This window comes from Actinoplanes palleronii, from assembly GCF_016862315.1.
GTDB classification, from domain to species: domain Bacteria; phylum Actinomycetota; class Actinomycetes; order Mycobacteriales; family Micromonosporaceae; genus Actinoplanes; species Actinoplanes palleronii.
The window spans coordinates 13259-36392 of sequence record NZ_BOMS01000005.1; the positions used below are offsets into that span (position 1 = coordinate 13259).

Sequence of the window (23134 nt, forward strand, 5' to 3'; positions counted from 1 at the left end):
GCGGCTTCTCAGGTCTGCGCGGGGCGCGGCTTCTCAGGTCTGCGTAGGCGCGGCTTCTCAGGTCTGCGCGGGTGTGGCCGATGGGCCGCACATGCTGCTCCGCTGCTACGCCGTGGTCACCACCCTGCTGGTGGTGACGTATCTGGCGTGGCCGTTCGAGCTCCGGCAGTGGCCGTTCCTGCTGGTCACGCTGGGCGCGGTGCTACCGGCCGTGGTGGTGGCGCTGCGCCGGGCGCCGCGTGGGGCCCGCTCGCCGTGGTGGCTGATGCTGGCCGCGATGACGTTCTTCAACGTCGGCAACCTGATCTGGATCTGGCTGGCCACGGCCGGTCACCGGGCCAGCGGCGACGGCAGCGTCGCCGAGGTCCTCTACAGCGGTGGCGGGTTGTTCCTGCTGGTCGCGGCGATCGCGCTGGTCCGCCTGCGGGGGCGTGGCGACGTCGGCGGCATCATCGACTCGGTGATCACCGCGGTCGCGCTCGGCGGGGTGCTCTGGGACGCCGTGCTGCTGCCCGCGCTGAGCACCCAGCACCAGCCGGTCGGCCGGCAGCTGTCACTGTTCTTCGCGATCATGATGATCAGCGGCACGTTCGGCGCGATGCTGCGGGTCTCGCTCGGCAGTGACCGCTCGGCGTCGGTCTGGCTGTTCACCGGCGGTGTCGCGCTGACACTGGCCGGCGACGTGGCCTCGGTGCTGGCCGTGGACCCGGCCGGCGTGCGCGCGGACTGGACCAACATGGTCTACCTGGCCGCGTACGCGGCGCTCGGCTGCGCGGCCGTGCACCCGTCGGTGGGCCGGGTGATCGCCGCCGGGCAGGCGCCGGAGGACGATCTGACCCGTGGGCGGCTCACGTTCCTGGGCGTGATGCTGGCGCTCACCCCGATGGTCGGCGGCGGCCGGGCGATGTTCGGCCTGAGCACCGACGGGGTGCTGATCGCGTTCTCGTCGGCGGTCCTGGTACCGCTGGTGATGGTCCGGGTCGCCCGGCTGGCCGCCCAGCGGCGGGCCGCCGAGCAGGCGCTGCACCACCTGGCCACCCGGGACGGCCTGACCGGCCTGCCGAACCGGGGTGCGTGCCTGGACGCGCTGACCACCGCCCTGGCCCCGGGCACCGCATCCGATGAGCTGACCGTGCTCTTCTGTGACCTGGACGGCTTCAAACCGGTCAACGACCGGCTCGGGCACGCGGCCGGCGACGAGCTGCTGATCGCGGTCGCCGACCGGCTGCGCGGCTGCGTCCGGGAGGGTGACCTGGTCAGCCGGTTCGGCGGCGACGAGTTCGTGCTGGTCTGCCACGGTCCGCAGGCCGTCCGGGCGGTGTCCGCGCGGATCGCCGAGATGACCGCCGGGCCGTTCCGCGCCGGCGGTGCCGAGGTCCGGATCGGGGTCAGTGTCGGCGCCGCCGAGGCCCGCCCCGGCGACACCACCGACGAGCTGATCCGCCGCGCCGACCTGGCCATGTACCAGGCCAAGAAGTCGAAGTCGGTCGGCGCGCTCAGCCTGGTCCTGGCGGCCTGATCAGGCGGTCTTGCGGAACACGTCGAGGACGAACCACTCGTCCTCGTGGTGGATGACCCGCTCCAGGTCGGGGCGGGCGGCCATCGCGGCGTGCACGTTGAAGCCGTCGTAACCACCCGGGTTCTCCCGGTCGCGGAAGTGCGCGGAGACCAGGTCGCCACCGGTCTCCAGGCGCGCGATCGTGCCGTCCAGCATCAGCGCCAGATCCCCGGCGGAGAGGTAGTAGAGCAGGTCACCGACCACGACCAGGTCGAACGTGCCGTCCGGGAGGTCGGCGGGCAGCAGGGCGCGCTCCACCCGTACGTGCGGAAGACCCGCAGTCGCGGCACGGGCCTGGACCACCGCCTCGTCGACGCAGTCGACGGCCAGCACCTCGTCGCACCGGGCCGCGAGCATCACGCTGAGCACGCCCACCGCGCAACCCGGCTCGTAGCAGCGGCGGTAGCGCTCCCGCGGCAGGCTGGCCATCGCGACCGCGTACTTACGCTGGTCACTCCACTTGGTGACGTTGTCCCACGGGTCGTCCTTGGCCTCGTAGAGCCCGATGAAGTGGTCGAGGGAGAAGGACGTCTCCGGCGGTACGGCGTCACCCTGGGTACGTGTCACCCGCCGATTCTCCCAAGGTGTCACCGGGCCTGGACGGTCAGGGCACCCACCCCGCCGGACGAGGTGAGCCGGATCCCGTCGTCACCCTTGCCGGACTTCGCCGTCTCGCCCTTGGCCAGTCCCGTGTCGGTGTCGTCGTAGAGCGTGACCGAGCCGGCGCCCTCCTCGAACGTCGCCCGCACCGGCACCTCGCCGTCGGTGACGATCCGCCAGGTGCCGATCCCGCCCTTCTCCACGATGCCGATCGCGTCACGCTGGGTGGGCAGCACCAGGTCGACCGTCGACGCGCCGGCGATCAGCGCGACCCCGCCGACCTTGGCCCCGGACAGGTCGACGCCGGCCTCCTTGACGCCGCCGCGCATCCGGAACGACCAGGTCACCTCGTCGCTGAGCAGCACGTTCAGGCGGGCCGAGCCGTTCTTGCGGCCGTTCGGGGCGACGGTGACCCGGACCGTGCCGTCGTCCACCACGGCCCGCGCGGTGATCGTGCTGTCCTCACCGACCCCGACCCGGAAGAAGCCGTTCGTCACGTCACCGACCGCGACCCGCAGCTGCGTGACCCCGCTGGCGAGCTCGAAGGTCGCGGCGTCCGGGATCATCGGCTTCTCCGTCGCGCCGCCGGTGGGCGCGCCCGGCGCCGCGGCGGACGGCGGCACGGTGACCGGGGCGGTCGACGCGGGCGGTGAGGTGCCGATCGACACCGGCGGGTTGGGCGCCTGCGCGGAGGGTGCCACGACCACCGGCGCGGGCTCGGCCGGCGCGGGCAGGCTGGTGGACGCCGCGTCACCGCTGGTCCGCACGTAGGAGACCGCGGCGAAGACGCCGCCGCCGGTCAGCAACAGCACGGCCGCCAGGAAGAGGACCGGTTTCAGGTCCCTTTTCGTCCGGTCGTCGACGTCCTCGGCCGTCCCCTCGCGCGGCGGCGGCCCGGTGTGCAGGGCCGGGCCGGTCCGGGTGGCGTCCACACCGGGCAGCTCGTAGTGGTCGGCGGGAGGCCCGAGCCGCTGCGGGGCGTCGGGCCAGTAGTCGGAGATCCGGGGCAGGATCGGGGGCGTTCTGGACGGCTCGTCGGACGGGCTTTCCGTATCGGGCAAAGCTGGACTATCCACGCAGGTCTCCTCGATGCGGCCAACCGGCACCCCATGTCCACGCCGGATGGTCCGCCGAGGTATACGCACCGGCTCCGGGTTCGGTTCGGCCGTCCGGACAAAGATTTGTACGCGGTTCAGGGAAATTGCGGCCCGAACCCCTTGAAATTCGTCACGTAGCCGACAAAGATCCTTATCGCTTCATTAAGTTTTGTTTGCGTCAGGTCCTGCAGGAAGCGAATTACATGCCGGAAGACGACTCCCACCGGGGACCACGGGTCGGCGGTTGGGTGCCGCCGTATTCCCCCGATGCACTGTCCCCCAAACCGCCGATCCGGCCCATCACACCCGCCGCATTCCCGCCGGCTCCGATACCGGGTTTCCCCGGTTGGGCCCAGCGGGGCAAACCGCTGCGGCGACGAGCCGCCGTGGCCGCCGTCGCGCTCGCCACCCTCGGGGTGGCCGCGGCCACCACGGTGATCCTCGGCGACGACGCGGCCCGGACCGCACCGGCCTTCGTGGCCGGGACGCTGCCGGCGGTGCCACCGGTGCCACCGCCGGCCGAGCCGGTGATCATCGCGTCGGCCGTGGCCATCAGGTCCAGTTCAAGCCCCATTACCACCGGGAGCGCTCCCAGTTCCAATCCCGTCGCCAAGCCGTCGAGTCACCGGCAGTCCACCAAGCCGGCGACGAGGTGGCCCTCCCCCAGCAAGGCGCCGGCCGTCACGCTGAGTGCCGGCTCCACGGTCGCCCTGACCCTTGCCGACAACCCCGGACAGCGCGTCCGGCACCGCAGCTTCATCGGCCGGGTCGATACGATCGGGGCATCCTCGAAGGCTCTGGATAGGGCCGACTCCAGCTTCACCGTCCGTGTCGGACTGGGAAATTCCGGATGCTCCTCACTCGAATCTGTAAACTACCCTGGCTATTTCCTGCGGCACCAGAACTATCAAATCAAGCTGCAGCGGAATGACGGCTCGGATCTGTACCGCCGGGACGCCACTTTCTGTGCGGTCACGATTCGTTCGGGCGACGCACTCGCGTTGCAGTCCATCAATTATCCGAAACGGTTCGTGGTCGAATCCGACTCCCGGCTCGCCCTGCGGGAGACGTCCGCGGACGGCGCTCTGGCCCTCGTGCCGGTTGCCGTGAGCTGACCGGCGCTGCCCTTCGGCCCCCCGGGGCAGCGCCCAGCGCGAAGGAGCGCCGGCCTCGCGGCCGGCGCTCCTTCGTCGTTCACCGGACGTCACGGGTTTCGTCGTTCACCGGACGTCACGGGTCTTGCCCTTCACCGGACCTCAGGGGTGCAGGATCACCACACCACGCGGTTCCAGCGTGCCGTCCGCACCGAGGTCGATCGGCTCGGCAGTCCGGTTGATCAGGAACCGGTGCTCGCCACGGCGGGCCAGCTCGACCCGTCCGCGCAGCTCCGGCGCCAGCTCACTGGTCACGCCGGCGCCGTCCAGCAGCGCGGGCAGCGCCACGGTCAGCCCGTCCCGGCCGAGCCGGGTCGAGACGTACGCCGCGGATCCGGCGCCCACCGCGCGCCGGGTGATCGCCGCACGTTCGGCCTGCTCACCGGTCTTGTACCGAGCCAGCACCCGCACCGCCGGATCGGTCACGTCGATCCGGTCGGTCCAGAGCGTGCCGGCCGTGCCGTCGTCCAGCTCGGCGACCTCGCCGTCGAGCAGCGGGCCGAACTCCTCGATCCGGATGCCGAGCAGGTCACGCAGCGCACCCGGATGCCCGCCGAGCCAGATCTGATCGTTCTCGTCCACGATCCCGGAGAAGTACGTGGTGACCAGATGCCCGTGCTCGGCATAGGCGGTGAGCCGCTCGGCGAGCGCGCCGGGCACCACGTGCAGGACCGGCGCGATCACCATCCGGTAGGTGTCCCAGGCTCCACCGACCGGCACCACGTCGGCCCGGATGCCCAGGTTGAGCAGCGCGGTGTACCAGTCCAGCGCCTCCTGGCGGTAGCGCAGCCGGTCGGTCGGGTGCGAGTCGTGCTCGGCGACCCACCACGACTCCCAGTCGAAGAGGATCGCCACGTCGGCCGGCACCCGGGCGCTCCCCGCGAGTGCCCCGAGATCACCGAGCCGGCCCCCGAGCGCGGCCACGTCCCGGAACAGGTCGCTGTCCTCACCGGCGTGCGGCAGCATCGCCGAGTGGTACTTCTCCGCGCCGGCCTTCGACTGCCGCCACTGGAAGAAGCAGACCGCGTCGGCGCCGTGCGCCACGTGGGTGAGCGCGTCCCGGTGCAGCTCACCGGGCTTCTTCGCCACGTTGATCGGCTGCCAGTTGACCGCGCTGGTGGAGTGCTCCATCAGGAACCACGGCTGACCGCCGGCGATGTTGCCGGTCAGGTTGGCCGAGAACGACAGCTCGTCGCGGGCCTGCGGGCCGGGCAGCACGTAGTGGTCGTTGGAGACGAAGTCCACCTCGGATGCCCAGTCCGCGTAGTTCATCGTCTTCATCTCGCCCATCACCATGAAGTTCGTGGTGACCGGGACGTCCGGGCTGAGCTCGCGCAGCAGGTCGCGCTCGGCGATCAGGTGATCCTTGAGCGCGTCCGAGGAGAACCGCTTGAAGTCGAGCTGCTGGGTCGGGTTGGGGTGGGTCGCCGCCTGCCGGGGCGGGATGATCTGGTCCCAGTCGGAGTAGCGCTGTGACCAGAAGTCGGTGCCCCACGCCTCGTTCAGCCCGTCCAGCGTGACGTACCGGTCCCGCAGCCAGGTGCGGAACGCGGTCGCCGCGTCGTCCGAGAAGTCGTAGACGTTGTGGCAGCCCAGCTCGTTGTTGACGTGCCAGGCGACCACGGCCGGGTGCTTGCCGTACCGGGTGGCCAGGGCGCGGACCAGGCGCAGCGCGTGCGCCCGGAACACCGGCGAGGTGGGCCGCCAGTGCTGGCGGCCGCCCGACCAGATCGTGTTGCCGTGCTTGTCGACCGGCAGGATCTCCGGGTGCCGGGCGGTCAGCCACGGCGGCGGGGAGGCGGTGGCGGTGGCCAGGTCGACCGCGATGCCACCGGCGTGCAGCAGCTCGATCACCTCGTCCAGCCAGCCGAAGTCGTACACCTCGGGCCGTGGCTGGATCCGGGCCCAGGAGAAGATCGCCAGCGAGACGATGGTGACTCCGGCGGCCTGCATCGCCCGGACGTCCTCGGCCCACACCTCGCGGGGCCACTGCTCGGGGTTGTAATCGGCGCCGTACTCGATCCGGGGTGCCCCGGCGCGGCGGAGCCAGCGCCGGGGCGTCGTGTCGTCGATGGTCATTTAATCGTGAAGCCCTGTTCCTGGCCGTACTTGGTGGACGCTTCCTGCCAGGCCTTCAGGCCGTCCTGCAGGGTGCTGCCGCCGGTGTAGGCCTTGCCGACGGAGTCGTTGAAGACGCTGTTCGCGTAGACCTGGAACGGCAGGTAGCTCCAGCCGGTCGCGACCTGGGTGGCCGCCTCGGACAGCACCTCGTTGGCCTTCTGGCCGCCCAGGTACGGGAACTCCTTGTTCTTGAAGGCGTCCGCGGTGAGCTGCGCGGTGGTGGCCGGGAACGCGCCCTCGTCGGTGCGGATCTGCGCGCCGTCGCCGACCGTGGCGTACTTCAGGAAGCCGTAGGCGAGGGTCTTCGCCTGGCTCGCCTCGGTGACCGCCAGCGAACTGCCGCCGTTCTCCGCGGTCACCTTCTCGCCGGCCGCCCACTGCGGCATCGGCGCGACGCGCCACTTGCCGGACGCGGCCTTCACACCGGACTCCAGGTTCGGCGGCATCCAGGCGCCGATCACCAGGCTGGCGATGGTGCCGTCACCGAGACCCTTGTACCAGGCGTCGCTCCAGCCCGGGGTCGGCGCGAGCAGCTTCTTGTCGACCAGCCCCTGCCACAGGCCGGTCCACTTCTTGGTGCCCTCGTCGTCGAAGTTGACCGTGACATCGGTGCCCTCGACCTTGTACGGCCGGCCGCCGGCCTGCCAGATCATGCTGGTGGTGAAGCCCGCGTCACCGCTGTCGCTGGTGATGTACGACTTCGGGTTCGCCGTGTGCAGCTTCTCGGCCGCGGTGGCGTACTCCTCCCAGGTGGTCGGGACGGCGATCTTGTACTTGTCGAAGACCTCCTTGTTGTAGAAGAGCGCCATCGGGCCGGAGTCCATCGGCAGGCCGTAGATCTTCTCGCCGGAGTGCACCGAGGTCCACGGGCCCGGGGAGAACGTGCCGTCCAGCGCCTTGGCGCCGTACGCGCTCAGGTCGGTGACCGCCTTGGAGAGCGAGAACTGCGGCAGCGCGAAGTACTCGATCTGCGCCAGGTCCGGCACCCCGGTGCCCGCCTTGACCGCGTTCTGCAGCGCGGTGTACTGGTCGTTGCCGGAACCGGCGTTGACCAGGTTCACCTTGACCTTGGGGTACTTGGTCTGGAACTGGGCGACGACCTTGGTGAGGGTGGGCTCCCAGGCCCACACCGTCAGGTTGCCACCGGCCTGCAGCGCCGCCTCGACATCGGCGTCGGAGACCGTGGTCGCCGCGGGTGCCTCGTCGGTGCTGTCGTCGGAGGATCCGCAACCAGCGGCGAGGAGGGTTATCGACATGGCGGCGCCGAGGAGCGCGCGCCGGCGGGTCATTCTCATGCGCATCTCTTTCTTGCTCGGTGGGGGGTTACTGCTTGACGCTGCCCGCGGCCAGACCCGACTGCCAGTAACGCTGGAGCAGCAGGAAGGCCGCGATGAGCGGGATGACGGCGAGCAGGGATCCGGTGATCACCAGGTTGAAGACGACGTCGCCGCCGACCGTCTGGGACTGCTGGTTCCAGGTGTAGATGCCCAGCGTGATCGGGTACAGGTGGCGGTCCTTCAGCATGATCAGCGGCAGGAACAGGTTGTTCCAGGTCATGACCACGTTGAAGAGCAGAGCCGTGACGGTGCCGGGTGCCAGCAGCGGCAGGGCCAGTTTGAAGAAGATGCGGAACTCGCCGGCCCCGTCGACCCGGGCCGACTCGAGGATCTCGTTCGGCACCGCCTCGTTGGAGAACGTCCACATCAGGTAGAGGCTGAACGGGGCCATCAGCGTCGGGATGATCACGGCCCACGGGCTGTCGGTGATGCCCATCTTCGCGAACAGCAGGAAGGTCGGCACGGCCAGCGCGGTCGGCGGCACCGCCACCGCGCCGAGGATCACCGCGAAGACCGCCCGGCGGCCACGGAAGGCGAACTTCGACAGGCCGTACCCGGCGAGCGTGGACAGCAGCGTCGCTCCGCCGGCGCCGGCCACCACGTAGAAGACCGTGTTGAGCAGCCAGCGCGGGTAGATGCCGTCCTGGTAGGTGAAGACCCGGCCGATGTTGTCGAAGAGCGCGAAGTCGTCGGCGAACCACAGCCCGAACGAGTCGAGCAGCCCCTCCTGGGTCTTGGTCGCGCTGATCAGCAGCCAGGCCAGCGGCAACAGGGTGTAGGCGACCATCAGCGCGGTCACCACGGTGAGCGTCTTGTTCCTCGGCTGCGCCTGACGGCGCTTCTTCGGCAGAGGTTGGCGGCGCGCCGCCGGGCGGATCGTGGGTGCGGCGACCATCAACCGGCCTTTCGTACGGCACGGGCCTGCACGAGGTAGGCGACGAGCATCGTGATCAGCCCCATCACCACAGCGACCGTGGCCGAGTAGTTGTACTGCTGGCCACCGAAGGACAGCTGCCAGGCGTAGTAGTTCGGGGCGAAGTAGGTGAGGATCGCGTTCGGCGCGATGGTCTTGAGCACCACCGGCTCGGTGAACATCTGGAAGCTGCCGATGATGGAGAACATCGTGGTGATCAGGAGCGGCCCGCGCAGGGCGGGCAGCTTGATCGCCCGGATGATCCGCCACTGCCCGGCGCCGTCGATGGCCGCCGCCTCGTAGAGCGAGGTGTCCACGACGCGCAGCGCCGAGTACAGGATCAGCATGTTGTAGCCGACGAACTCCCAGGTCACGATGTTGCCGATGGAGGCGAGCACCAGGTCCGGGGCGAGCGGGTCGGGCAGGTGCACGCCGAAGTAGTCGTTGATGTTGCCGACCAGGCCGAACCGGTCGCCGTAGATGAAGCCCCACATCAGGGTGGCCACGACGGCGGGCACCGCGTAGGGCAGGAAGATCGAGATGCGGAAGAACGCCGCACCGTAGAGCCGCCCGCTGTCGATGGCCAGCGCGATCAGCAGGGCCAGCAGCAACATGATCGGCACCTGGACGACCATGAAGAGCGAGACCCGGCCGACCGCCGACCAGAACTGCGGGTCGTGCAGCGCCTTGGTGTAGTTCTCCGCGCCGACGAAGCTGGTGCCGCCGATCAGCCGGGTGCGGTACAGGCTGAGGTAGACCGAGTAGACGATCGGTGCGAGGAAGACCAGCGCGAACACCGCCAGGAACGGGGCTACGAACTGCCAGCCGATCCAGGTACGACGTGTCACTGTGCCTCCTTTACGTTCGAAGTCGTTGGGGGATGTTTACGTAAACATGTTTGGCAACGATCGGAAATGTTTACGCAAACATGTGTGCGGTATCGTGACACGGGTCACCAGGCCGGTCAAGGAGTTCACCATCGAAACGCAGCGCCTCCGCGGGGGATCGGACGTGCCCGGCGGTCGCCGGAAACAACGGGTCTCGATGGCCGACGTCGCCAAGCTGGCCGGGGTCTCCTCACAGACCGTGTCCCGGGTCGCCAACGGGCAGGCCGGCGTCGTCGAGTCCACCCGTGAGCAGGTCCTGGCCGCCATGCGTGAGCTGGGCTATCGGCCGAACAGCGCGGCCCGCTCGCTGCGCTACGGCCGCTTCAACACCCTAGGCGTGATCCTCTTCGGGCTCAGCTCGACCGGAAACAGCCGCACCGTCGAGGCGATCGCGACACAGGCCGCCACCGCGGGGTACGCGACCACCCTGATCCCGGTCGGCGCGCCCACCCAGGACAACGTCCTCGGCGCGTTCACCAGGATGGGCGAACTCGCCGTCGACGGCGTCATCGTGATCATCGAGATCCACCTGCTGGACGCGACCTCGGTCGCGCTGCCGCCCGGCGTGCACGCGGTGGTGGTCGACTCGGACGCCGGCGAGCGGTACCCGGTGGTCGACACCGACCAGGCCGACGGCGCCCGGCAGGCCGTCCGGCACCTGCTCGAGCTCGGCCACCCGACGGTGTGGCACCTGGCCGGTCCCGCCGAGTCCTACGCGTCCGAACGCCGCGCGCTGGCCTGGCGGACCGTGCTGGAGGAGGCCGGCCGGCCGGTCCCGGCGATCACGCGCGGTGACTGGTCGGCGGAGAGCGGCTATCGCGCCGGGCTCACCCTGCCGGCCGACTGCACCGCGGTCTTCGCGGCCAACGACCAGATGGCGCTGGGGGTGCTGCGGGCGCTGCACGAGCGCGGACGGCGGGTGCCGGAGGACGTCAGCGTGGTCGGTTTCGACGACATCGCCGACGCGTCGTCCTATTTGCCGCCGCTGACCACCGTGCACCAGGACTTCGCCGAGGTGGGACGGCGCTGCGTGCAGGCGCTGCTGGACCAGATCGCCTCGGGCCCGGCCGCCCCCGGCACCGACCTGGTCCGCACCCACCTGGTCATCCGCAACAGCACCGCCCCCCACCACAGCGTGTGACGTTGCGGCGCGCTCCACACCCACACTTCACACCCACACCGCGAACACGGGCAGCGTGTGAAGTTACGGTCCGCTCCACACCCAAAAACCCCACGCACACCGCGAGCACGGACAGCGTGTGAAGTTACGGTCCGCTCCACACCCAAAAACCCCACGCACACCGCGAACACGGGCAGCGTGTGAAGTTGCGGTTGCGGTGTCCGCTACCCGACGGTATCCGGGACGGGGATGCGTCAGGGTGGCCTGAAAGAGAAGAGGGGGAACGATGACCAGCAAACTGGACAGCGGTGCTCTGCTCGACAAGGCCCGGGCCGCGACCGACAACGCCGTGGTGGGCCGGGTGTTCGGTGAGCCGGTGGAGCGGGACGGGATCATCCTGCTGCCGGTGGCCAAGGTGAGCGCGGGGGCCGGGAGTGGCTCCGGCTCCGGCAAGGCCCCGGCCGGCGAGAAGGCCGCCGCCGAGGGTGAGGGCGAGGGTTCCGGCGGTGGCTACGGGTTGTCCGCCAAGCCGGCCGGCGTCTTCATCCTGAAGGAGGGTGACGTCCACTGGAAGCCGGCGGTGGACGTCAACAAGATCGTGCTGGGCGGGCAGGTGGTCGCGATCGTGGCGCTGCTGGTGGCCCGCTCGGTCCTGCGCGGGCACCGGCGGCGGCGCCGCTGAGCCGTTCCCGGCTGGTGCTCAGGGGTCCTTCCGCGCGGTCGAGACACCCCTGAGGACCAGCCGGGGCCTCGCGCCGCGCTGCGGCACGGAGCAGCTGCGGTCTCGCGGCGGCCTCACGGGCGAGGCCGCGGCTCGTAGCCTACGGACTGGTGCTCCGAATTCGTACCATATGGGGTTTATGGTTCGGGGTAGTGGGCCAGACGGAGACGGTGGCTGAAGACGGCCAGGGTGCCGGCGGCGCAGAGGAGCCAGACCAGCGCGGCGTGGGCGAGGCCGTGCCAGAGCATGCTGATGTCGCCGCCGTCGACCGCGTAGGTGCCGATCTCGCGGACCGACCAGAACGGCATCAGCTTCGCGGTCAGGCCGGCCGGGTCGGCGAGCATCTGGACCGCGCAGACGCTGAGCAGGGCGAGCGCACCCTCCAGTTCGCGGGGCAGCAGGGAGCCGACCAGGCTGCCGAACGGCGCCGCGATCAGCGCGGAGATCAGCATGATCAGGCCGGCCAGTACCGGGTGCGGCACGTCCTGGTCCAGGCCGGCCAGCAGCGCATAGCCGAGGGCGAGCAGGGCGCCGGTGCCGCTCATCGCCAGCAGGCGGCCGCCGACCAGGCCGGTCACCGAGGCGCCGGAGAGACGCAGCCGGGGGTCGACGCCGCGGGACGCGTTCACCACGAACAGGGTGAGCGTGGAGATCGCCCAGCCGATGCCGAGCGCCAGCATCCGGATCGACTGGCCGGTCTGGTCGCGGCGGACCAGGTAGAACCAGAGCGGTAACGCGATCACCAGGAGCACCGCCGTCCGGCGCCGGCTCACCTCGCGGGCCGAGAGCCCGGCCACCACCAGTGCGGTCATCGCTCCCCCAGATCCAGGACGTGGTCGACGTTGCCGAGGTCGTGCAGCAGGTGGGTGACCACCACGACGGCGCGGCCGGCGTCGCGCCAGGCGTGCACCTGGTGCCAGAAGTCGAGGTAGGTGCCCTGGTCGAAGCCCTGATATGGCTCGTCGAGCAGCAGCAGGTCGGGGCTGTGCAGCTCGCCGAGCACCAGGTTGAGCTTCTGCCGGGTGCCGCCGGAGAGCTGCTGGGCGCGTTGGCCGGGCTCCGGGCGCCAGGCCAGCTTGGCGGCGAGGTGGGCGCCGGTGGAGCGGGCCCGGCCCGGTACGACGCCGGCCGCCGCGCCGAACAGCGCGAAGTGCTCGTCGGCGGTCAGCCAGCCGGCCGTGCCACCGTCCTGCGGGACGTAGCCGACCCGGCGGGTGCGGTGCACGGTGCCGGCGTCCGGGCGGGTCAGCCCGGCGCAGATCCGCAGCAGGGTGGACTTGCCGCAGCCGTTCGCGCCGACGATCGCGGCCACCTCGCCGCCGCGCACGGTCAGGTCGACGCCGCTGAGCACGGTGCGCCGCCGGTACCGCTTGCCGACGCCGGCCAGGGTGAGCAGGACCGGGCCGGACGCGTACCGGGGCGGGGTCGCGCCGACCGGTGCGGCCAGCTCGGTGACCAGGTGCCGGGCGTAGAGGTGGGCCGGGCCGAACAGGCCGGCCGGGTCGGTGGTGGTCTCGGCGGCCTGCGCGGCGGTGTCCTCGGTGAGGCGGCGGGCACGCGGCCCGGGCACGCCGAGCCGGACGAGCTCGGCGTGGAAACGGTCCGGCCAGTCGCTCACCGCGGCGCCACCGCGGTCAGCAGGGTGTCGACCCCGGTGCGGAACCGGGACCACTGGGCGGCCTGCTCGGCGAGGACGGTCCGCCCGGCCGGGGTGATCTCGTAGTACTTCCGGCGCGGGCCGGACTCGGACGGCGCCCAGCTCGGTACGGCGAGTCCCTGCTCTTCGAGGCGGAGCAGCGCAGGATAGAGGGTGCCGCCGGGGACGTCGGCGACGCCGGCCGCAGCCAGGCGCTGGGCCAGGCCGTATCCGTAATCGGCGCGCTCGGCGAGCATGGCCAGCAGGCACAGGTCGAGGAAGCCGTGCAGCCACGGCTTGGACATCATGTAGTCAGACTAACTGGTTAGCAGTCTGGCTACCTAGTAGAACTTTTCGAAGAAAGTCGGGAACGCCGGTGCACAGGAGCGACTCGGGGCGCGTCGATTCAGGTGTGACCTTCGAGCAGTTCGCGATGGCCCGCCTGCCCAGCCTGCTGCGGTACGCGGTCGTACTTACCGGCGACCGTCATCTCGCACAGGATGTCGTGCAGGAGGTGCTGGCCCGTGCGCACGTCCGGTGGAAGCGGATCAGGGATGCGGATTCACCCGAGGCGTACGTCCGGCGGATGGTGCTCAACGAGTACCTCAGCTGGCGGCGCTCCTGGGCGGTGCGCAACCTGCATCTGGCCGGAGAACGTCTGGCCGAGATCGACGACGCCCGTGGCGGGGTGCACGACCACGCCGACCGGGTCGTCGAGTCCGACGCCATCTGGAACCGCCTGGCCAAGCTCGGCCGCAAACAGCGGGCCGTGCTCGTGCTGCGCTACTACGAGCAGCTCGACGACGAGTCCATCGGCGATCTGCTCAACTGCTCCCCGGCGACGGTGCGCAGTCAGGCCTCGAAGGCACTACGAACGCTCCGTCTCTCGTCGGAGCGGGAAATGATGATGGTTTCTGCCGAGGAGAAGTCGTGACCAACCACGGTGACCGGCTGCGCGAAGCATTCGAGTCCCACGAGAACCAGACCCCCGACCCGGCCGCGGTGTACGCCAAGGTCGTCGAGCTCTCCACCAGGCACAAGTGGCGTCGCCGGGGCGCCTCCGTGGCCGGTGGCGCCGCACTGGGCGCCGGCCTGATCGCCGCGGTGGTGAACCTGCCCGCGATCCTTCCGGGCAGCCCCGACGCGGGCACCGGCTCGGCCGGCTCGCCGTTCGTGGCGGCCGCACAGGCGTCGCCGAGTGTGACGCCGAGCGTGGACCCGGAGGCCGCGTACGCCGCGTACTTCAAGGCCGGCTACGACTACGACGACGCGTTCAAGCTCGCGAAGCTGTGGAACATGCCGACCAGCGACATCGCCGCGATCAAGGGCGAGGCCGGGCGACGGCTGCTGGCCGGCGAGACCCTGCCGTTCCAGCACGTCCCCGCTCCCGATGTGACCACCCCGCCCTCGGTGATCAAGTTCTTCGAGGCCGGGTATAACTACAACGACGCGGTCAAGCTCGCCAAGCTGTGGAAGCTCAAGACCCCGTACGACGCCAAGGTCGCGGGTGGCAAGCGGCTGCTGGCCGGTCAGACCCTGCCGATCAAGCCGGACCCGAAGGCCGCCGAGCAGTCACAGGAGGGCGCCCGGGTGGACGCGTTCCTCAACGCCGGGTACGACTACGAAGACGCCGTCAAGCTGGCGAAGCTGTGGAAGCTGAAGACCCCGTACGACGCCAAGATCGCGGGTGGCAAGCGGCTCCTGGCCGGTCAGACGCTGCCGATCAAGCCGTGACCTCGAGGTTGCGCCGGCGCACCGGCTTCGAAATCGAGCTGATGGCCCCCGCCAGGGTCAGCCGGCGCACCCTCGCCACGGACCTGGCCGGACGCTGCGGGGGCAGCGTCCGGCCGGTGTGGCACTCCGACAGCGAACCGTCGCTGGTCCCCGGACTGGGCCGGTTCCTGCACCTCACCCAGGGTTTCGAGGTGCGCCGCCCGGACGGCTCGCTGCTCTGCACCCTCGTCGACGACATCACGCTGATGGCCGGGCTCGACCCGAAGGCGCCGCCGCAGCCGGGCTGGTTCCGGGTGCTGACCGACGACGGCCGGCTGCTGCGGCTGCTGGCCCGGCACAGTGACCCGGCCAGCACCATCGGCACCGTGCTGACCGAGCCGGCCCAGCTGTGGGGCAGCCGGGTTCAGCAGCACGGCGACGTGTACCGGCTGAACGACGCCGGTGACGTGACGATCGCCCTGGCCGCGCCGATGGGCGGGGAACGCGAACGACCGTGCGAGATCATCACCCCGCCGCTGACCACCGGCCACGCCGAACGGCTGGAAGAGCTGCTCGGGCCGGCGCGCGAGCTGGGGTTCACCGTCCCGTACGAGGCGGCCGTGCACCTGCACGTGGACGGCGGGCCGTTCCGGGCACCCCACGCGCTGGCCAACCTGGTGCGGCTGTTCTCCTACCAGCGCGAGTCGTTGCGGGCGGTGCTGCGCACCAACCCGGCCTGCCGTCGGCTCGCCCCGCTGCCGGAACCGCTGGTCACCGCGGTCAAGGGCACCCCGACCTACGCCGAGCTGCGCACCGCCGCGGCCGAGGGCGAGCTGACCAAGTACTTCGACGTGAACCTGACCCAGCTGCTCACCGACACCCCGATCCGGGACACCGTGGAGATCCGGATCCTGCCCGGTGCGATCGAGGCGGGGCCGATCATCGACCAGGCCGCGCTCGTCGAGCTGCTGCTGGACCGGTGCACGTACCCGGAGCCGATCCCGGACGGCGACGACGTGGAGACGCTGCTGGAGCTGGCCGCCGAGGCCCTGGCCGGCCGGGACTGACCTAGCGGACCAGCTCGGCGAGGGCGGTCGCGGTCGGCTCGTCCTCGGGCAGGAACGCTTCCAGGCGCAGTTCGGCGACGGTGACGTCGGTGGCCGTACCGAAATGGGTCAATGTGGTGATCAACCGCAACTCGCGGTCGCCGGCCCTCAGGCGCAGCGGCACCGCGAAGCCGAGATGTCCCGGCGGGAGCTGTCGCGGGCGCGGGGGCGCATAACCGTCGAGTTCCGCGGCCAGGCTCCGGAGCCGGTCGTCCGGGTTGCGCAGGCTCTCCGCCCGCACCCGGTCGATCACGTGCCGGGACCACTCCCCCAGGTTGACGATGCGCGGCGCGAGACCGCGCGGGTGCAGCAGGACCCGGGGCACGCTGACCGGCGGGGCGAGCAATACCGGATCGACACCGCGGGTGAGCATGGCGAAACCGGCGTTCGCGGAGACCAGGTCGCCGTGCCGGTCGACGACCACCGCCGGATACGGCAGGTGACCCTGCAGGATCCGATCGAGGGCGATGCGGACCGGTGCGAGCCGTTGGTCGTCCAGGCCGCTCTCCGGGTACGCCGGCGCGAACCCGGCCGCCAGCAGCAGGTCGTTACGGTCCCGGATCGGCACGTCGAGGGACTCGGCCAGCCTGATGATCATCTCGCGGCCCGGTGCCGAGCGCCCGCTCTCGATGAAGCTGACGTGTCGCTGGGTGGTGCCGGCCCGGGTGGCCAGCTCGAGTTGGCTGACCCGCCGCCGGGTGCGCCAGGTCCGCATCGCGTCGTTCACCGTCTGCACCGCTCCTGTGTACCGGCTGCGGCGCGGCCGCGCGATTCCCGGCGGGGAATTGCCGGGCCGCACCCGCGTCAGAAGAGTTGCCGCCATGGCTGACACCGACCTGAAGACCTTGACCGACCGGTACGTGTCGGTATGGAACGAGCCCGACCCGGAGCGCCGGCGCACCGCCGTCCGTGAGCTCTGGTCCTCCGGCGCGACCCACGTGCTCAACGCGCCGCAGGAGATGCGGGCGGCCGCCGCCGCGCTCGGCTTCGACCGGCTGGTCCTGGACGCGACCGGGCACGACGCTCTGGAGGTCCGGGTGGCCCGCGCCTACCAGGAGTTCGTGGCGCCGGGGACGTTCGTGTTCCGGGCGGTGGGCGACGCCGACCGGATCCGGGACGTGGTCAAGTTCCGCTGGCAGATGGTGCACCGCGACGGCGGCGGCGAGCCGGTGGCCACCGGCCTGGAGGTGCTGTTGCTCGCGCCGGACGGCCGGATCAGCCACGACTACCAGTTCATCGAGAACTGAGAGTTATCCGGTGGCGGCCCGGGTGGCCGGCGTGCCAGCATCGGGGCCATGACGACGACCGTGAAGGACGATGGGGCGTAAGCCGCCCGCTCCCCGGGCGCACCGGGGTGAGACCGTGGCGATCGACGGGTTGAGCGCGGCCACCATCCGCGAGATCCGCGCCATCGAGCGTTCCCACGTGGGCGCGGGCGCCGTCGGGCGTGCCGTGGCCGGATGGCGCCGGGCGGTGCACCAACCGCGGGCCCGGCTCCTGACGAGCGCCGCCGCCGACTGCCCCTGCTGCGACGACCTGGACGACCGGGACGTGCTGGACCAGGCGCTCCTCAGGCTCACCGGCCGGGCCCGGCGGGAGCTGGCGGCCGTGGTCGATCCGCTGGACGAGATCTTTCTGAGCCGGACCCATCACGACCCGGCGACGCCACCCGAGTGGCCCTGGTGGCGCCGCCGGACCTGACCTCAGGAGACCGTCGGCCAGCCGGTCGCGCTCCAGGTCAGCCGGTTGATGCCGAGCTTGGCGTCACCCGCCGCGGTGTAGTAGTGGTACACCAGCACGTCGCCGTCACCGTCGGCGAAGACCGACGGGTGGCCGGGGCCGTAGATCGTGTCGTGCGAGGCCAGGATCTCGGTGCCGCCGCCCGCCGTGGTCAGCGTGCCGGCCCGGTCCTTGTAGGGCCCGGTCACCGACGCCGACCGGGCCACCGTGGTGCGGTACGTGCTCGACGCGCCCTTGCAGCACAGGTCGAACGCCATGAACAGGTAGTAGTACCCGCCGCGGTGGTAGACGTACGGCGCCTCGACCGACTTGCTGTTCACGAAGCGCTCGGCGAGGTTCACCAGCGTGGTGTCGGCCCGTTTGCCGGTCGACGGGTTCAGCTTGACCATCTTGAGGCCGGTCCAGAACGAGCCGAAGCTCAGGTACCACTCCCCGGCCGGGGTGACCGTCAGGTTCGGGTCGATCGCGTTCCAGCCGCTGGTCGCGGTCGACTCGAGGATCTTGCCGTAGTTCGTCCAGGTGCCGGCCGCGCCGGTGGTGGACCCGGCCAGGAAGATCGCCGACTTGCTGGAGCCGAACGTGGAGGCGGCGTAGTACATCAGGTACTTGCCGTTGTGGTACGAGATGTCCGGCGCCCACAGGGTCGCGCTGCCACCGGTGTACGCGTCGGCCCACGCCGTGCCGTTCGGGAACGCCTTGCCCGCGTCGGTGAACTTCGTGCGGTCGCTCGACGTCTTCAGCGTGATGCCGTCACCGGTGGCGGCCAGCAGGTACCCGCCGGCCGGCGTCTTCACGATCGTCGGGTCGTGCGCGCCGGTGGAGCCGGTGACCGCGCCGGGGTTCGGGTAGGTCGCGGCGTTCGCGGTGGTCAGGCCGTAGACACTGGCGGACACGGCCACCACGCCGGTGACACCGGCGAGCAGCCACTTACGGAACCGGGAAGTCATAGGGGGATGAACCTTCCGAGGATGGGGATGTAATCGGAAGGTGTCCCGGCGCGCGGGAAAGGTTGCCCGCCGAGTGGGAAAGATCAGATCAGGTCAGATCAGGTCGGTGAGCCAGTCCCGGCTCGCGGTCGCCACCCGCGGCGGCACCCCGAGCTCGGTCAGCAGCTCGGCGGCCGCGGCCATCTCCTCGCGGCGGCGCACCGCGTGCTTCTTCGAGCCGTCCACCAGCCGGTCCAGCGTGGCCGCGTCCGCCTTGACCAGCTCGGCGGCGATGTTGCCGCGCAGCCACTCCTCGAGCCCGGCCGCCTTCGCCGCTTCCAGGGCCTCGACCACGGCCGCGGCCATGCCCTTGTAGAACACGCTGCGCAGCAGCTTGCGGGTGGCGGCGGTGCCGACCGGCCCGTCCAGCACCACCACGTCGGCGCCGAGACCGCCGAGGGTCGCGGCGAGCTGTCCGGCGGCGGGTCCCGCCATGGTCATCGGAGTGCGAAGACCCTTTCCCGGTACGGGGGACATCAGCGCCACGTCGACCACCTCGACGGCGCCGGCCGCCTCGGTCCGCAGCAGCTCCTTGAGCCCCGGTGTGGCGGTGTTGAGATCGGCCCAGACGGTGCCGGGGGCACACGCCGGCAGCGAGGCGCGCAACGCGTCGAGCGCGTCGGCCGCGCTGTTCACGCTGAGCACGACGTCCGCGCCGGTGCACGCCTCGGCGTCGCTGCCGGTCACCACGACACCCGCCGGCGGCGCCTGCCGGGGGTCGTACCCGCGCACGGTGGCACCCGCGGCGACCAGGTCGGCCGCGATCAGGCCACCGGCCTCACCCAGCCCCAGGACAGCAATGATCATGAAAGCGCTCCGTTGCTTCAGGCCTAGACCGACTCTAAGGTGGATCGCGTCGATTGTTAACAATCATATTGGCGGACGTTGGGGAGCGTAATGACCGATTCCACCCTGGTACTCACCGCACACGTCGGTGACTTCGTCTGGCGCGCCGCGGGCGCGATCGCCCTGGCCAACTCCCGGGGCCAGCGCGTGGTGATCGGCTGCATGAGCTTCGGCGAGCGCGGCGAGTCGGCCTCGCTGTGGCGCAAGGGGTACACCCTCGACCAGGTCAAGGCGCACCGGCGCGAGGAGGCCGAGCAGGCCGCCAAGGTGCTCGGCGCCGAGATCCGGTTCTTCGACGCGAACGACTACCCGCTGGTCGAGACGCCGGCGCTGCTGCAGGGCCTGATCGACCTGTACCGCGAGGTGCAGCCGTCGGTGGTGCTGACCCACGCGCCGGCCGACCCGTACAACGGTGACCACGCGTTCGCGCACCAGATCGCGCTCAAGGCCCGGGTGCTGGCCCAGGCGCCGGGCGTCGAGGGGCCCGGCGAGGTGATCGGCGCGCCGCCGGTGTTCTGTTTCGAGCCGCACCAGCCGGAGCAGTGCGGTTTCGTGCCGGACGTGCTGCTGGACGTCAGCGAGGTGTGGGAGCGCAAGCGCGAGGCCATGGAGATCCTGGCCGCGCAGAAGCACCTGCACGCGTACTACACCGAGCTCGGCGCCCGCCGCGGCCTGCAGGCGGCCCGCAACTCCGGACCGAACCTGGGGCTGCCGAACGAGACCCGGGCCGAGGCGTACATGCGGATCTACCCGCAGGTCACCCGGGAGCTGTCGTGAGCCGCCACGTCGTGGTCCAGCACATCGACCGGGTCGCCGCCGACGTCCTGAAAGGGCTCGCCGACGAGGGCACGTCCACGGTGCACGAGGCGGACGGGCGGCGCGGGGCGTTCACCCCGGAGCTGCGCCCGATCCAGTCCGGCGCGCGGATCGCCGGCTCGGCGGTGACCGTCTCCTGCCACCCCGGCGACAACCTGATGATCCACGCGGCGGTGGAGACGGTCCGCCCCGGTGACGTCGTGGTCGTCACGACCACGTCGCCGTCCACCGACGGCATGCTCGGTGACCTGCTGGCCACGTCGCTGCGGGCGCACGGCGCGGTCGGCGTGATCCTGGACGCCGGGGTGCGCGACGCCGCCGAGCTGCGCGAGATGGGCTTCCCGGTGTGGGCGCGGGCGATCAGCCCGCAGGGCACGGTCAAGGCCAGCCCCGGCTCGGTGAACGTCCCGGTGGTCCTCTGCGGACAGGTGGTCGAGCCGGGCGACGCGATCGTGGCCGACGACGACGGCATCGTGGTGATCCCGTTTTCCAGAGCTGAGGCCGTTGTGAAGAAAGCACAGGCCAGGACCGCGAACGAGGCGGCGAAGCGCGAGCGGCTGGCCGCCGGCGAGCTGGGCGTGGACATGTACCAGTTGCGGCCGCTGCTCGAGCAGCTGGGCGTGGAGTACCGATGACCACCCCGGTTCCGGTCCTGATCATGCGCGGCGGGACGTCCAAGGGCGCGTACTTCCGTAAGGAGGACCTGCCCGCCGACGAGGCCGAGCGGGACCGGCTGCTGCTGGCGATCATGGGCTCGCCCGACCCCCGGCAGATCGACGGGATCGGCGGCGGGCACCCGCTGACCAGCAAGGTCGCCGTGATCAGCCGCTCCGAGACGGACGACGCCGACGTCGACTACCTGTTCCTGCAGGTCCAGGTGGACACACCGATCGTCAGCGCGGAACAGCCGTGCGGCAACATCTTGGCCGGGGTGGGTCCGTTCGCGATCGAACGCGGCCTGGTCACCGCTCACCACCACACCACGAGGGTACGAGTACGCATGGTCAACACCGGCGCCCTCGCCGTCGTCACCGTGCCCACCCCGGACGGCCGGGTCGAGTACTCCGGCGACACCGCGCTCAGCGGCGTGCCCGGCACGGCCGCCCGGATCGAGGTGGAGTTCCGGGACACCGCCGGCTCGGTCGCGCCCGGCCTGCTGCCCACCGGCCGGGTCCGCGACGACCTGGACGGCGTACCGGCCACGCTCGTCGACAACGGCATGCCGGTGGTGCTGATCAACGCGAGTGACCTGGGCGTCTCCGGCTACGAGACCCCGGCCCAGCTGGAGGCGGACAACCGCCTGCGGCGACGGGTCGAGGAGCTGCGGCTGATCGCCGGGAAGCTGATGGGCCTCGGCGACGTCACGTCCGCCACGGTGCCGAAGATGTGCCTGCTCGCCGACCCGGCCCACGGCGGCACGCTGAGCACCCGGATGTTCATCCCGCACCGGGTGCACGCCTCGATCGGCGTGCTCGCGGCGGTCAGCGTCGGCACCGCCGCGGCCATCCCGGACACCGTCGCGTACATCGAGGACGCACCGGCGACCATCCGCCTGGAACACCCCACCGGCTTCTACGACGTGATCATCGACGTCGACACGGCCGAGGACGAGATCACGGTCGGCCGCTCGGCGATCGTGAGCACCGCGCGCCTGCTCCTCGACGGACAGGTCTACCCCCGGGAGGACATCCACCATGGCTGAACGCCTTCGCGACATCGCGCACGTCTCCGCGGTCGAGCTCTTCTCCCCGGTGCTGGAGGAGACCGTCCGGTTCTTCACCGATCAGATGGCCATGGAGGTGGTCGACCGGCGCGGCGACAGCGTCTACCTGCACACCTGGGACGACTACGAGCGGTTCTCGGTCAAGGTGACCGGCGCGGCGACCTCCGGGATCGGGCGGACCTGGCTGCGGGCGCGCAGCCCGGAGGCGCTGGAGCGGCGGGTCGCCGCGATCGAACGGGCCGGGCTCGGCGAGGGGTGGAGCAAGGACGAGCCGGCGTACGGGCCGGTCTACCACTTCACCGACCCGGACGGCCACCAGTTCGGCGTCTACTGGGAGACCCAGCGGTACGTCGCCTCGGACGAGACCAGGCCGTCGCTGAAGAACCAGGCCGCCAGGTTCCCCGGCCGCGGCTCCAACGTGCGCCGCCTCGACCACATCAACTTCCTGGCCCGGGACGTGCCGCAGGCCGAGGCGTTCGTCAGCGACGCGCTCAGCGGCCGGCCGAGCGAGCAGATCGTGCTGGACGACGGCACCAAGGCCGCGATCTGGTACACGTTCAGCGACAAGTCCTACGACGTGGTCTACACCCGGGACTGGACCGGCTCCGAGGGGCGGCTGCACCACATCGCGTTCGCCACCGACACCCGCGAGGACATCCTGCGGGCCGCGGACGTGTTCCTGGAGGCCGGGATCCACATCGAGACCGGGCCGCACAAGCACGCCATCCAGCAGACCTTCTTCCTGTACGTCTACGAGCCGGGCGGGAACCGGATCGAGCTGTGCAACGCCGGCGCGCGGCTGCTGCTCGCCCCGGACCACGAGGTGGTCACCTGGACCGAGGCGGAGCGGGCCAAGGGACAGGCGTGGGGCCTCAAGACCATCCAGACGTTCCACACGCACGGGACGCCGCCGGTGGCCGAGGCGAAGTGGGCCTGATCGTACGTACGCAAGGACGGCCCGGCGCACCGCGCGCCGGGCCGTCGTCATCGATTGTCAATAATCTTGATAGCCATCTTGTTAATAACATGTATCGAGACTTATCTTTTGACTCACGTCGAT

Annotated in this window: 25 protein-coding genes; 13 read left to right on the forward strand and 12 right to left on the reverse strand. The window is 70.7% G+C overall.

Going from position 1 to position 23134, the window contains the following annotated elements:
- Positions 1-91 precede the first annotated feature (91 nt).
- Entirely contained in the window at positions 92-1519 is a 1428-nt protein-coding gene (locus Apa02nite_RS01075) for a GGDEF domain-containing protein (RefSeq protein WP_203823404.1), read from the forward strand.
- Here Apa02nite_RS01075 and Apa02nite_RS01080 read toward each other — a convergent pair whose 3' ends face one another.
- On the reverse strand, positions 1520-2125 hold the full coding sequence (locus Apa02nite_RS01080) for a class I SAM-dependent methyltransferase (protein ID WP_067689934.1): 606 nt from the start codon (positions 2123-2125) through the stop codon (positions 1520-1522).
- 20 nt (positions 2126-2145) lie between these two features.
- Positions 2146-3219, reverse strand: coding sequence for a hypothetical protein (locus tag Apa02nite_RS01085; RefSeq protein WP_203823405.1), 1074 nt, complete (start codon positions 3217-3219; stop codon positions 2146-2148).
- Positions 3220-3641: 422 nt separating this feature from the next.
- Between Apa02nite_RS01085 and Apa02nite_RS01090 the strand changes: the two genes are divergently transcribed.
- On the forward strand, positions 3642-4370 hold the full coding sequence (locus Apa02nite_RS01090) for an AbfB domain-containing protein (RefSeq protein ID WP_203823406.1): 729 nt from the start codon (positions 3642-3644) through the stop codon (positions 4368-4370).
- 141 nt (positions 4371-4511) lie between these two features.
- Here Apa02nite_RS01090 and Apa02nite_RS01095 read toward each other — a convergent pair whose 3' ends face one another.
- From Apa02nite_RS01095 to Apa02nite_RS01110, 4 genes are read right to left on the reverse strand one after another with little or no spacing between them, the layout of a single operon-like run.
- Complete coding sequence (locus tag Apa02nite_RS01095; RefSeq protein WP_203823407.1) at positions 4512-6488, reverse strand: beta-galactosidase; 1977 nt, start codon at positions 6486-6488, stop codon at positions 4512-4514.
- Positions 6485-7825, reverse strand: coding sequence for an ABC transporter substrate-binding protein (locus tag Apa02nite_RS01100; RefSeq protein WP_203823408.1), 1341 nt, complete (start codon positions 7823-7825; stop codon positions 6485-6487). The genes Apa02nite_RS01095 and Apa02nite_RS01100 overlap by 4 nt, the downstream gene beginning before the upstream one ends.
- A gap of 28 nt (positions 7826-7853) precedes the next feature.
- Entirely contained in the window at positions 7854-8762 is a 909-nt protein-coding gene (locus tag Apa02nite_RS01105) for a carbohydrate ABC transporter permease (protein ID WP_067689961.1), read from the reverse strand.
- Positions 8762-9628 carry a carbohydrate ABC transporter permease gene (locus tag Apa02nite_RS01110; RefSeq protein WP_067689964.1) on the reverse strand — a complete coding sequence of 289 codons (867 nt, stop codon included), beginning with the start codon at positions 9626-9628 and terminating at the stop codon, positions 8762-8764. Before Apa02nite_RS01110 ends, Apa02nite_RS01105 begins: the two co-directional genes overlap by 1 nt.
- A 94-nt stretch (positions 9629-9722) precedes the next feature.
- On the opposite strand from Apa02nite_RS01110, the gene Apa02nite_RS01115 reads away from it, so the two are divergent.
- Complete coding sequence (locus Apa02nite_RS01115; RefSeq protein WP_239164036.1) at positions 9723-10808, forward strand: LacI family DNA-binding transcriptional regulator; 1086 nt, start codon at positions 9723-9725, stop codon at positions 10806-10808.
- A 265-nt stretch (positions 10809-11073) separates the two neighbouring features.
- Positions 11074-11469 carry a spore germination protein GerW family protein gene (locus Apa02nite_RS01120; RefSeq protein WP_203823409.1) on the forward strand — a complete coding sequence of 132 codons (396 nt, stop codon included), beginning with the start codon at positions 11074-11076 and terminating at the stop codon, positions 11467-11469.
- Between the two features lie 176 nt (positions 11470-11645).
- On the opposite strand, the gene Apa02nite_RS01125 is transcribed toward Apa02nite_RS01120, so the two are convergent.
- From Apa02nite_RS01125 to Apa02nite_RS01135, 3 genes are read right to left on the reverse strand one after another with little or no spacing between them, the layout of a single operon-like run.
- On the reverse strand, positions 11646-12320 hold the full coding sequence (locus tag Apa02nite_RS01125; protein WP_203823410.1) for a hypothetical protein: 675 nt from the start codon (positions 12318-12320) through the stop codon (positions 11646-11648).
- A complete protein-coding gene (locus tag Apa02nite_RS01130) occupies positions 12317-13126 on the reverse strand; it encodes an ATP-binding cassette domain-containing protein (protein ID WP_239164037.1) in 810 nt (269 codons plus the stop codon). Before Apa02nite_RS01130 ends, Apa02nite_RS01125 begins: the two co-directional genes overlap by 4 nt.
- Entirely contained in the window at positions 13123-13452 is a 330-nt protein-coding gene (locus tag Apa02nite_RS01135) for a PadR family transcriptional regulator (protein WP_203823411.1), read from the reverse strand. Before Apa02nite_RS01135 ends, Apa02nite_RS01130 begins: the two co-directional genes overlap by 4 nt.
- 104 nt (positions 13453-13556) lie before the next feature.
- Between Apa02nite_RS01135 and Apa02nite_RS01140 the strand changes: the two genes are divergently transcribed.
- The 3 genes from Apa02nite_RS01140 to Apa02nite_RS01150 are packed head-to-tail and all read left to right on the forward strand — an operon-like array spanning position 13557 to position 15924.
- The gene (locus Apa02nite_RS01140; RefSeq protein WP_067689968.1) at positions 13557-14078 is read left to right on the forward strand and encodes a SigE family RNA polymerase sigma factor; all 522 of its coding nucleotides are present in this window, start codon (positions 13557-13559) and stop codon (positions 14076-14078) included.
- On the forward strand, positions 14075-14878 hold the full coding sequence (locus tag Apa02nite_RS01145; RefSeq protein ID WP_203823412.1) for a hypothetical protein: 804 nt from the start codon (positions 14075-14077) through the stop codon (positions 14876-14878). The genes Apa02nite_RS01140 and Apa02nite_RS01145 overlap by 4 nt, the downstream gene beginning before the upstream one ends.
- A complete protein-coding gene (locus tag Apa02nite_RS01150; protein WP_203823413.1) occupies positions 14875-15924 on the forward strand; it encodes an amidoligase family protein in 1050 nt (349 codons plus the stop codon). Before Apa02nite_RS01145 ends, Apa02nite_RS01150 begins: the two co-directional genes overlap by 4 nt.
- Position 15925: 1 nt before the next feature.
- On the opposite strand, the gene Apa02nite_RS01155 is transcribed toward Apa02nite_RS01150, so the two are convergent.
- The gene (locus tag Apa02nite_RS01155) at positions 15926-16699 is read right to left on the reverse strand and encodes a helix-turn-helix domain-containing protein (protein ID WP_307871912.1); all 774 of its coding nucleotides are present in this window, start codon (positions 16697-16699) and stop codon (positions 15926-15928) included.
- A gap of 85 nt (positions 16700-16784) precedes the next feature.
- On the opposite strand from Apa02nite_RS01155, the gene Apa02nite_RS01160 reads away from it, so the two are divergent.
- A complete protein-coding gene (locus Apa02nite_RS01160) occupies positions 16785-17210 on the forward strand; it encodes a hypothetical protein (RefSeq protein ID WP_203823414.1) in 426 nt (141 codons plus the stop codon).
- Between the two features lie 70 nt (positions 17211-17280).
- Positions 17281-17664: a hypothetical protein gene (locus Apa02nite_RS01165; protein WP_203823415.1), complete on the forward strand. Its 384-nt coding sequence runs from the start codon at positions 17281-17283 to the stop codon at positions 17662-17664.
- Between the two features lie 2 nt (positions 17665-17666).
- Here the strand turns inward: Apa02nite_RS01165 and Apa02nite_RS01170 are convergent, their stop codons facing one another.
- Positions 17667-18650, reverse strand: coding sequence for an arabinan endo-1,5-alpha-L-arabinosidase (locus Apa02nite_RS01170; protein ID WP_203823416.1), 984 nt, complete (start codon positions 18648-18650; stop codon positions 17667-17669).
- Positions 18651-18743: 93 nt separating this feature from the next.
- Positions 18744-19496 (reverse strand): NAD(P)-dependent oxidoreductase, encoded by a 753-nt coding sequence (locus Apa02nite_RS01175; protein WP_203823417.1) that lies wholly within the window; start codon positions 19494-19496, stop codon positions 18744-18746.
- A gap of 90 nt (positions 19497-19586) precedes the next feature.
- Between Apa02nite_RS01175 and Apa02nite_RS01180 the strand changes: the two genes are divergently transcribed.
- From Apa02nite_RS01180 to Apa02nite_RS01195, 4 genes are read left to right on the forward strand one after another with little or no spacing between them, the layout of a single operon-like run.
- Positions 19587-20312 (forward strand): PIG-L deacetylase family protein, encoded by a 726-nt coding sequence (locus Apa02nite_RS01180; RefSeq protein ID WP_203823418.1) that lies wholly within the window; start codon positions 19587-19589, stop codon positions 20310-20312.
- Positions 20309-20986, forward strand: coding sequence for a 4-carboxy-4-hydroxy-2-oxoadipate aldolase/oxaloacetate decarboxylase (locus Apa02nite_RS01185; protein WP_203823419.1), 678 nt, complete (start codon positions 20309-20311; stop codon positions 20984-20986). Before Apa02nite_RS01180 ends, Apa02nite_RS01185 begins: the two co-directional genes overlap by 4 nt.
- A complete protein-coding gene (locus Apa02nite_RS01190; protein ID WP_203823420.1) occupies positions 20983-22053 on the forward strand; it encodes a 4-oxalomesaconate tautomerase in 1071 nt (356 codons plus the stop codon). The genes Apa02nite_RS01185 and Apa02nite_RS01190 overlap by 4 nt, the downstream gene beginning before the upstream one ends.
- Positions 22046-23011 carry a VOC family protein gene (locus tag Apa02nite_RS01195; protein WP_203823421.1) on the forward strand — a complete coding sequence of 322 codons (966 nt, stop codon included), beginning with the start codon at positions 22046-22048 and terminating at the stop codon, positions 23009-23011. Before Apa02nite_RS01190 ends, Apa02nite_RS01195 begins: the two co-directional genes overlap by 8 nt.
- Positions 23012-23134: the final 123 nt, after the last annotated feature.

Coding starts and splice junctions, on each gene's coding strand:
- Apa02nite_RS01190 (WP_203823420.1), top strand. CDS start 20,983: ATGACCACCCCGGTTCCGGTCCTGATCATGCGCGGCGGGACGTCCAAG.
- Apa02nite_RS01095 (WP_203823407.1), bottom strand. CDS start 6,488: ATGACCATCGACGACACGACGCCCCGGCGCTGGCTCCGCCGCGCCGGG.
- Apa02nite_RS01195 (WP_203823421.1), top strand. CDS start 22,046: ATGGCTGAACGCCTTCGCGACATCGCGCACGTCTCCGCGGTCGAGCTC.
- Apa02nite_RS01180 (WP_203823418.1), top strand. CDS start 19,587: ATGACCGATTCCACCCTGGTACTCACCGCACACGTCGGTGACTTCGTC.
- Apa02nite_RS01120 (WP_203823409.1), top strand. CDS start 11,074: ATGACCAGCAAACTGGACAGCGGTGCTCTGCTCGACAAGGCCCGGGCC.
- Apa02nite_RS01100 (WP_203823408.1), bottom strand. CDS start 7,825: ATGAGAATGACCCGCCGGCGCGCGCTCCTCGGCGCCGCCATGTCGATA.
- Apa02nite_RS01105 (WP_067689961.1), bottom strand. CDS start 8,762: ATGGTCGCCGCACCCACGATCCGCCCGGCGGCGCGCCGCCAACCTCTG.
- Apa02nite_RS01075 (WP_203823404.1), top strand. CDS start 92: ATGCTGCTCCGCTGCTACGCCGTGGTCACCACCCTGCTGGTGGTGACG.
- Apa02nite_RS01135 (WP_203823411.1), bottom strand. CDS start 13,452: ATGATGTCCAAGCCGTGGCTGCACGGCTTCCTCGACCTGTGCCTGCTG.
- Apa02nite_RS01160 (WP_203823414.1), top strand. CDS start 16,785: ATGGCTGACACCGACCTGAAGACCTTGACCGACCGGTACGTGTCGGTA.
- Apa02nite_RS01170 (WP_203823416.1), bottom strand. CDS start 18,650: ATGACTTCCCGGTTCCGTAAGTGGCTGCTCGCCGGTGTCACCGGCGTG.
- Apa02nite_RS01125 (WP_203823410.1), bottom strand. CDS start 12,320: ATGACCGCACTGGTGGTGGCCGGGCTCTCGGCCCGCGAGGTGAGCCGG.
- Apa02nite_RS01165 (WP_203823415.1), top strand. CDS start 17,281: ATGGGGCGTAAGCCGCCCGCTCCCCGGGCGCACCGGGGTGAGACCGTG.
- Apa02nite_RS01175 (WP_203823417.1), bottom strand. CDS start 19,496: ATGATCATTGCTGTCCTGGGGCTGGGTGAGGCCGGTGGCCTGATCGCG.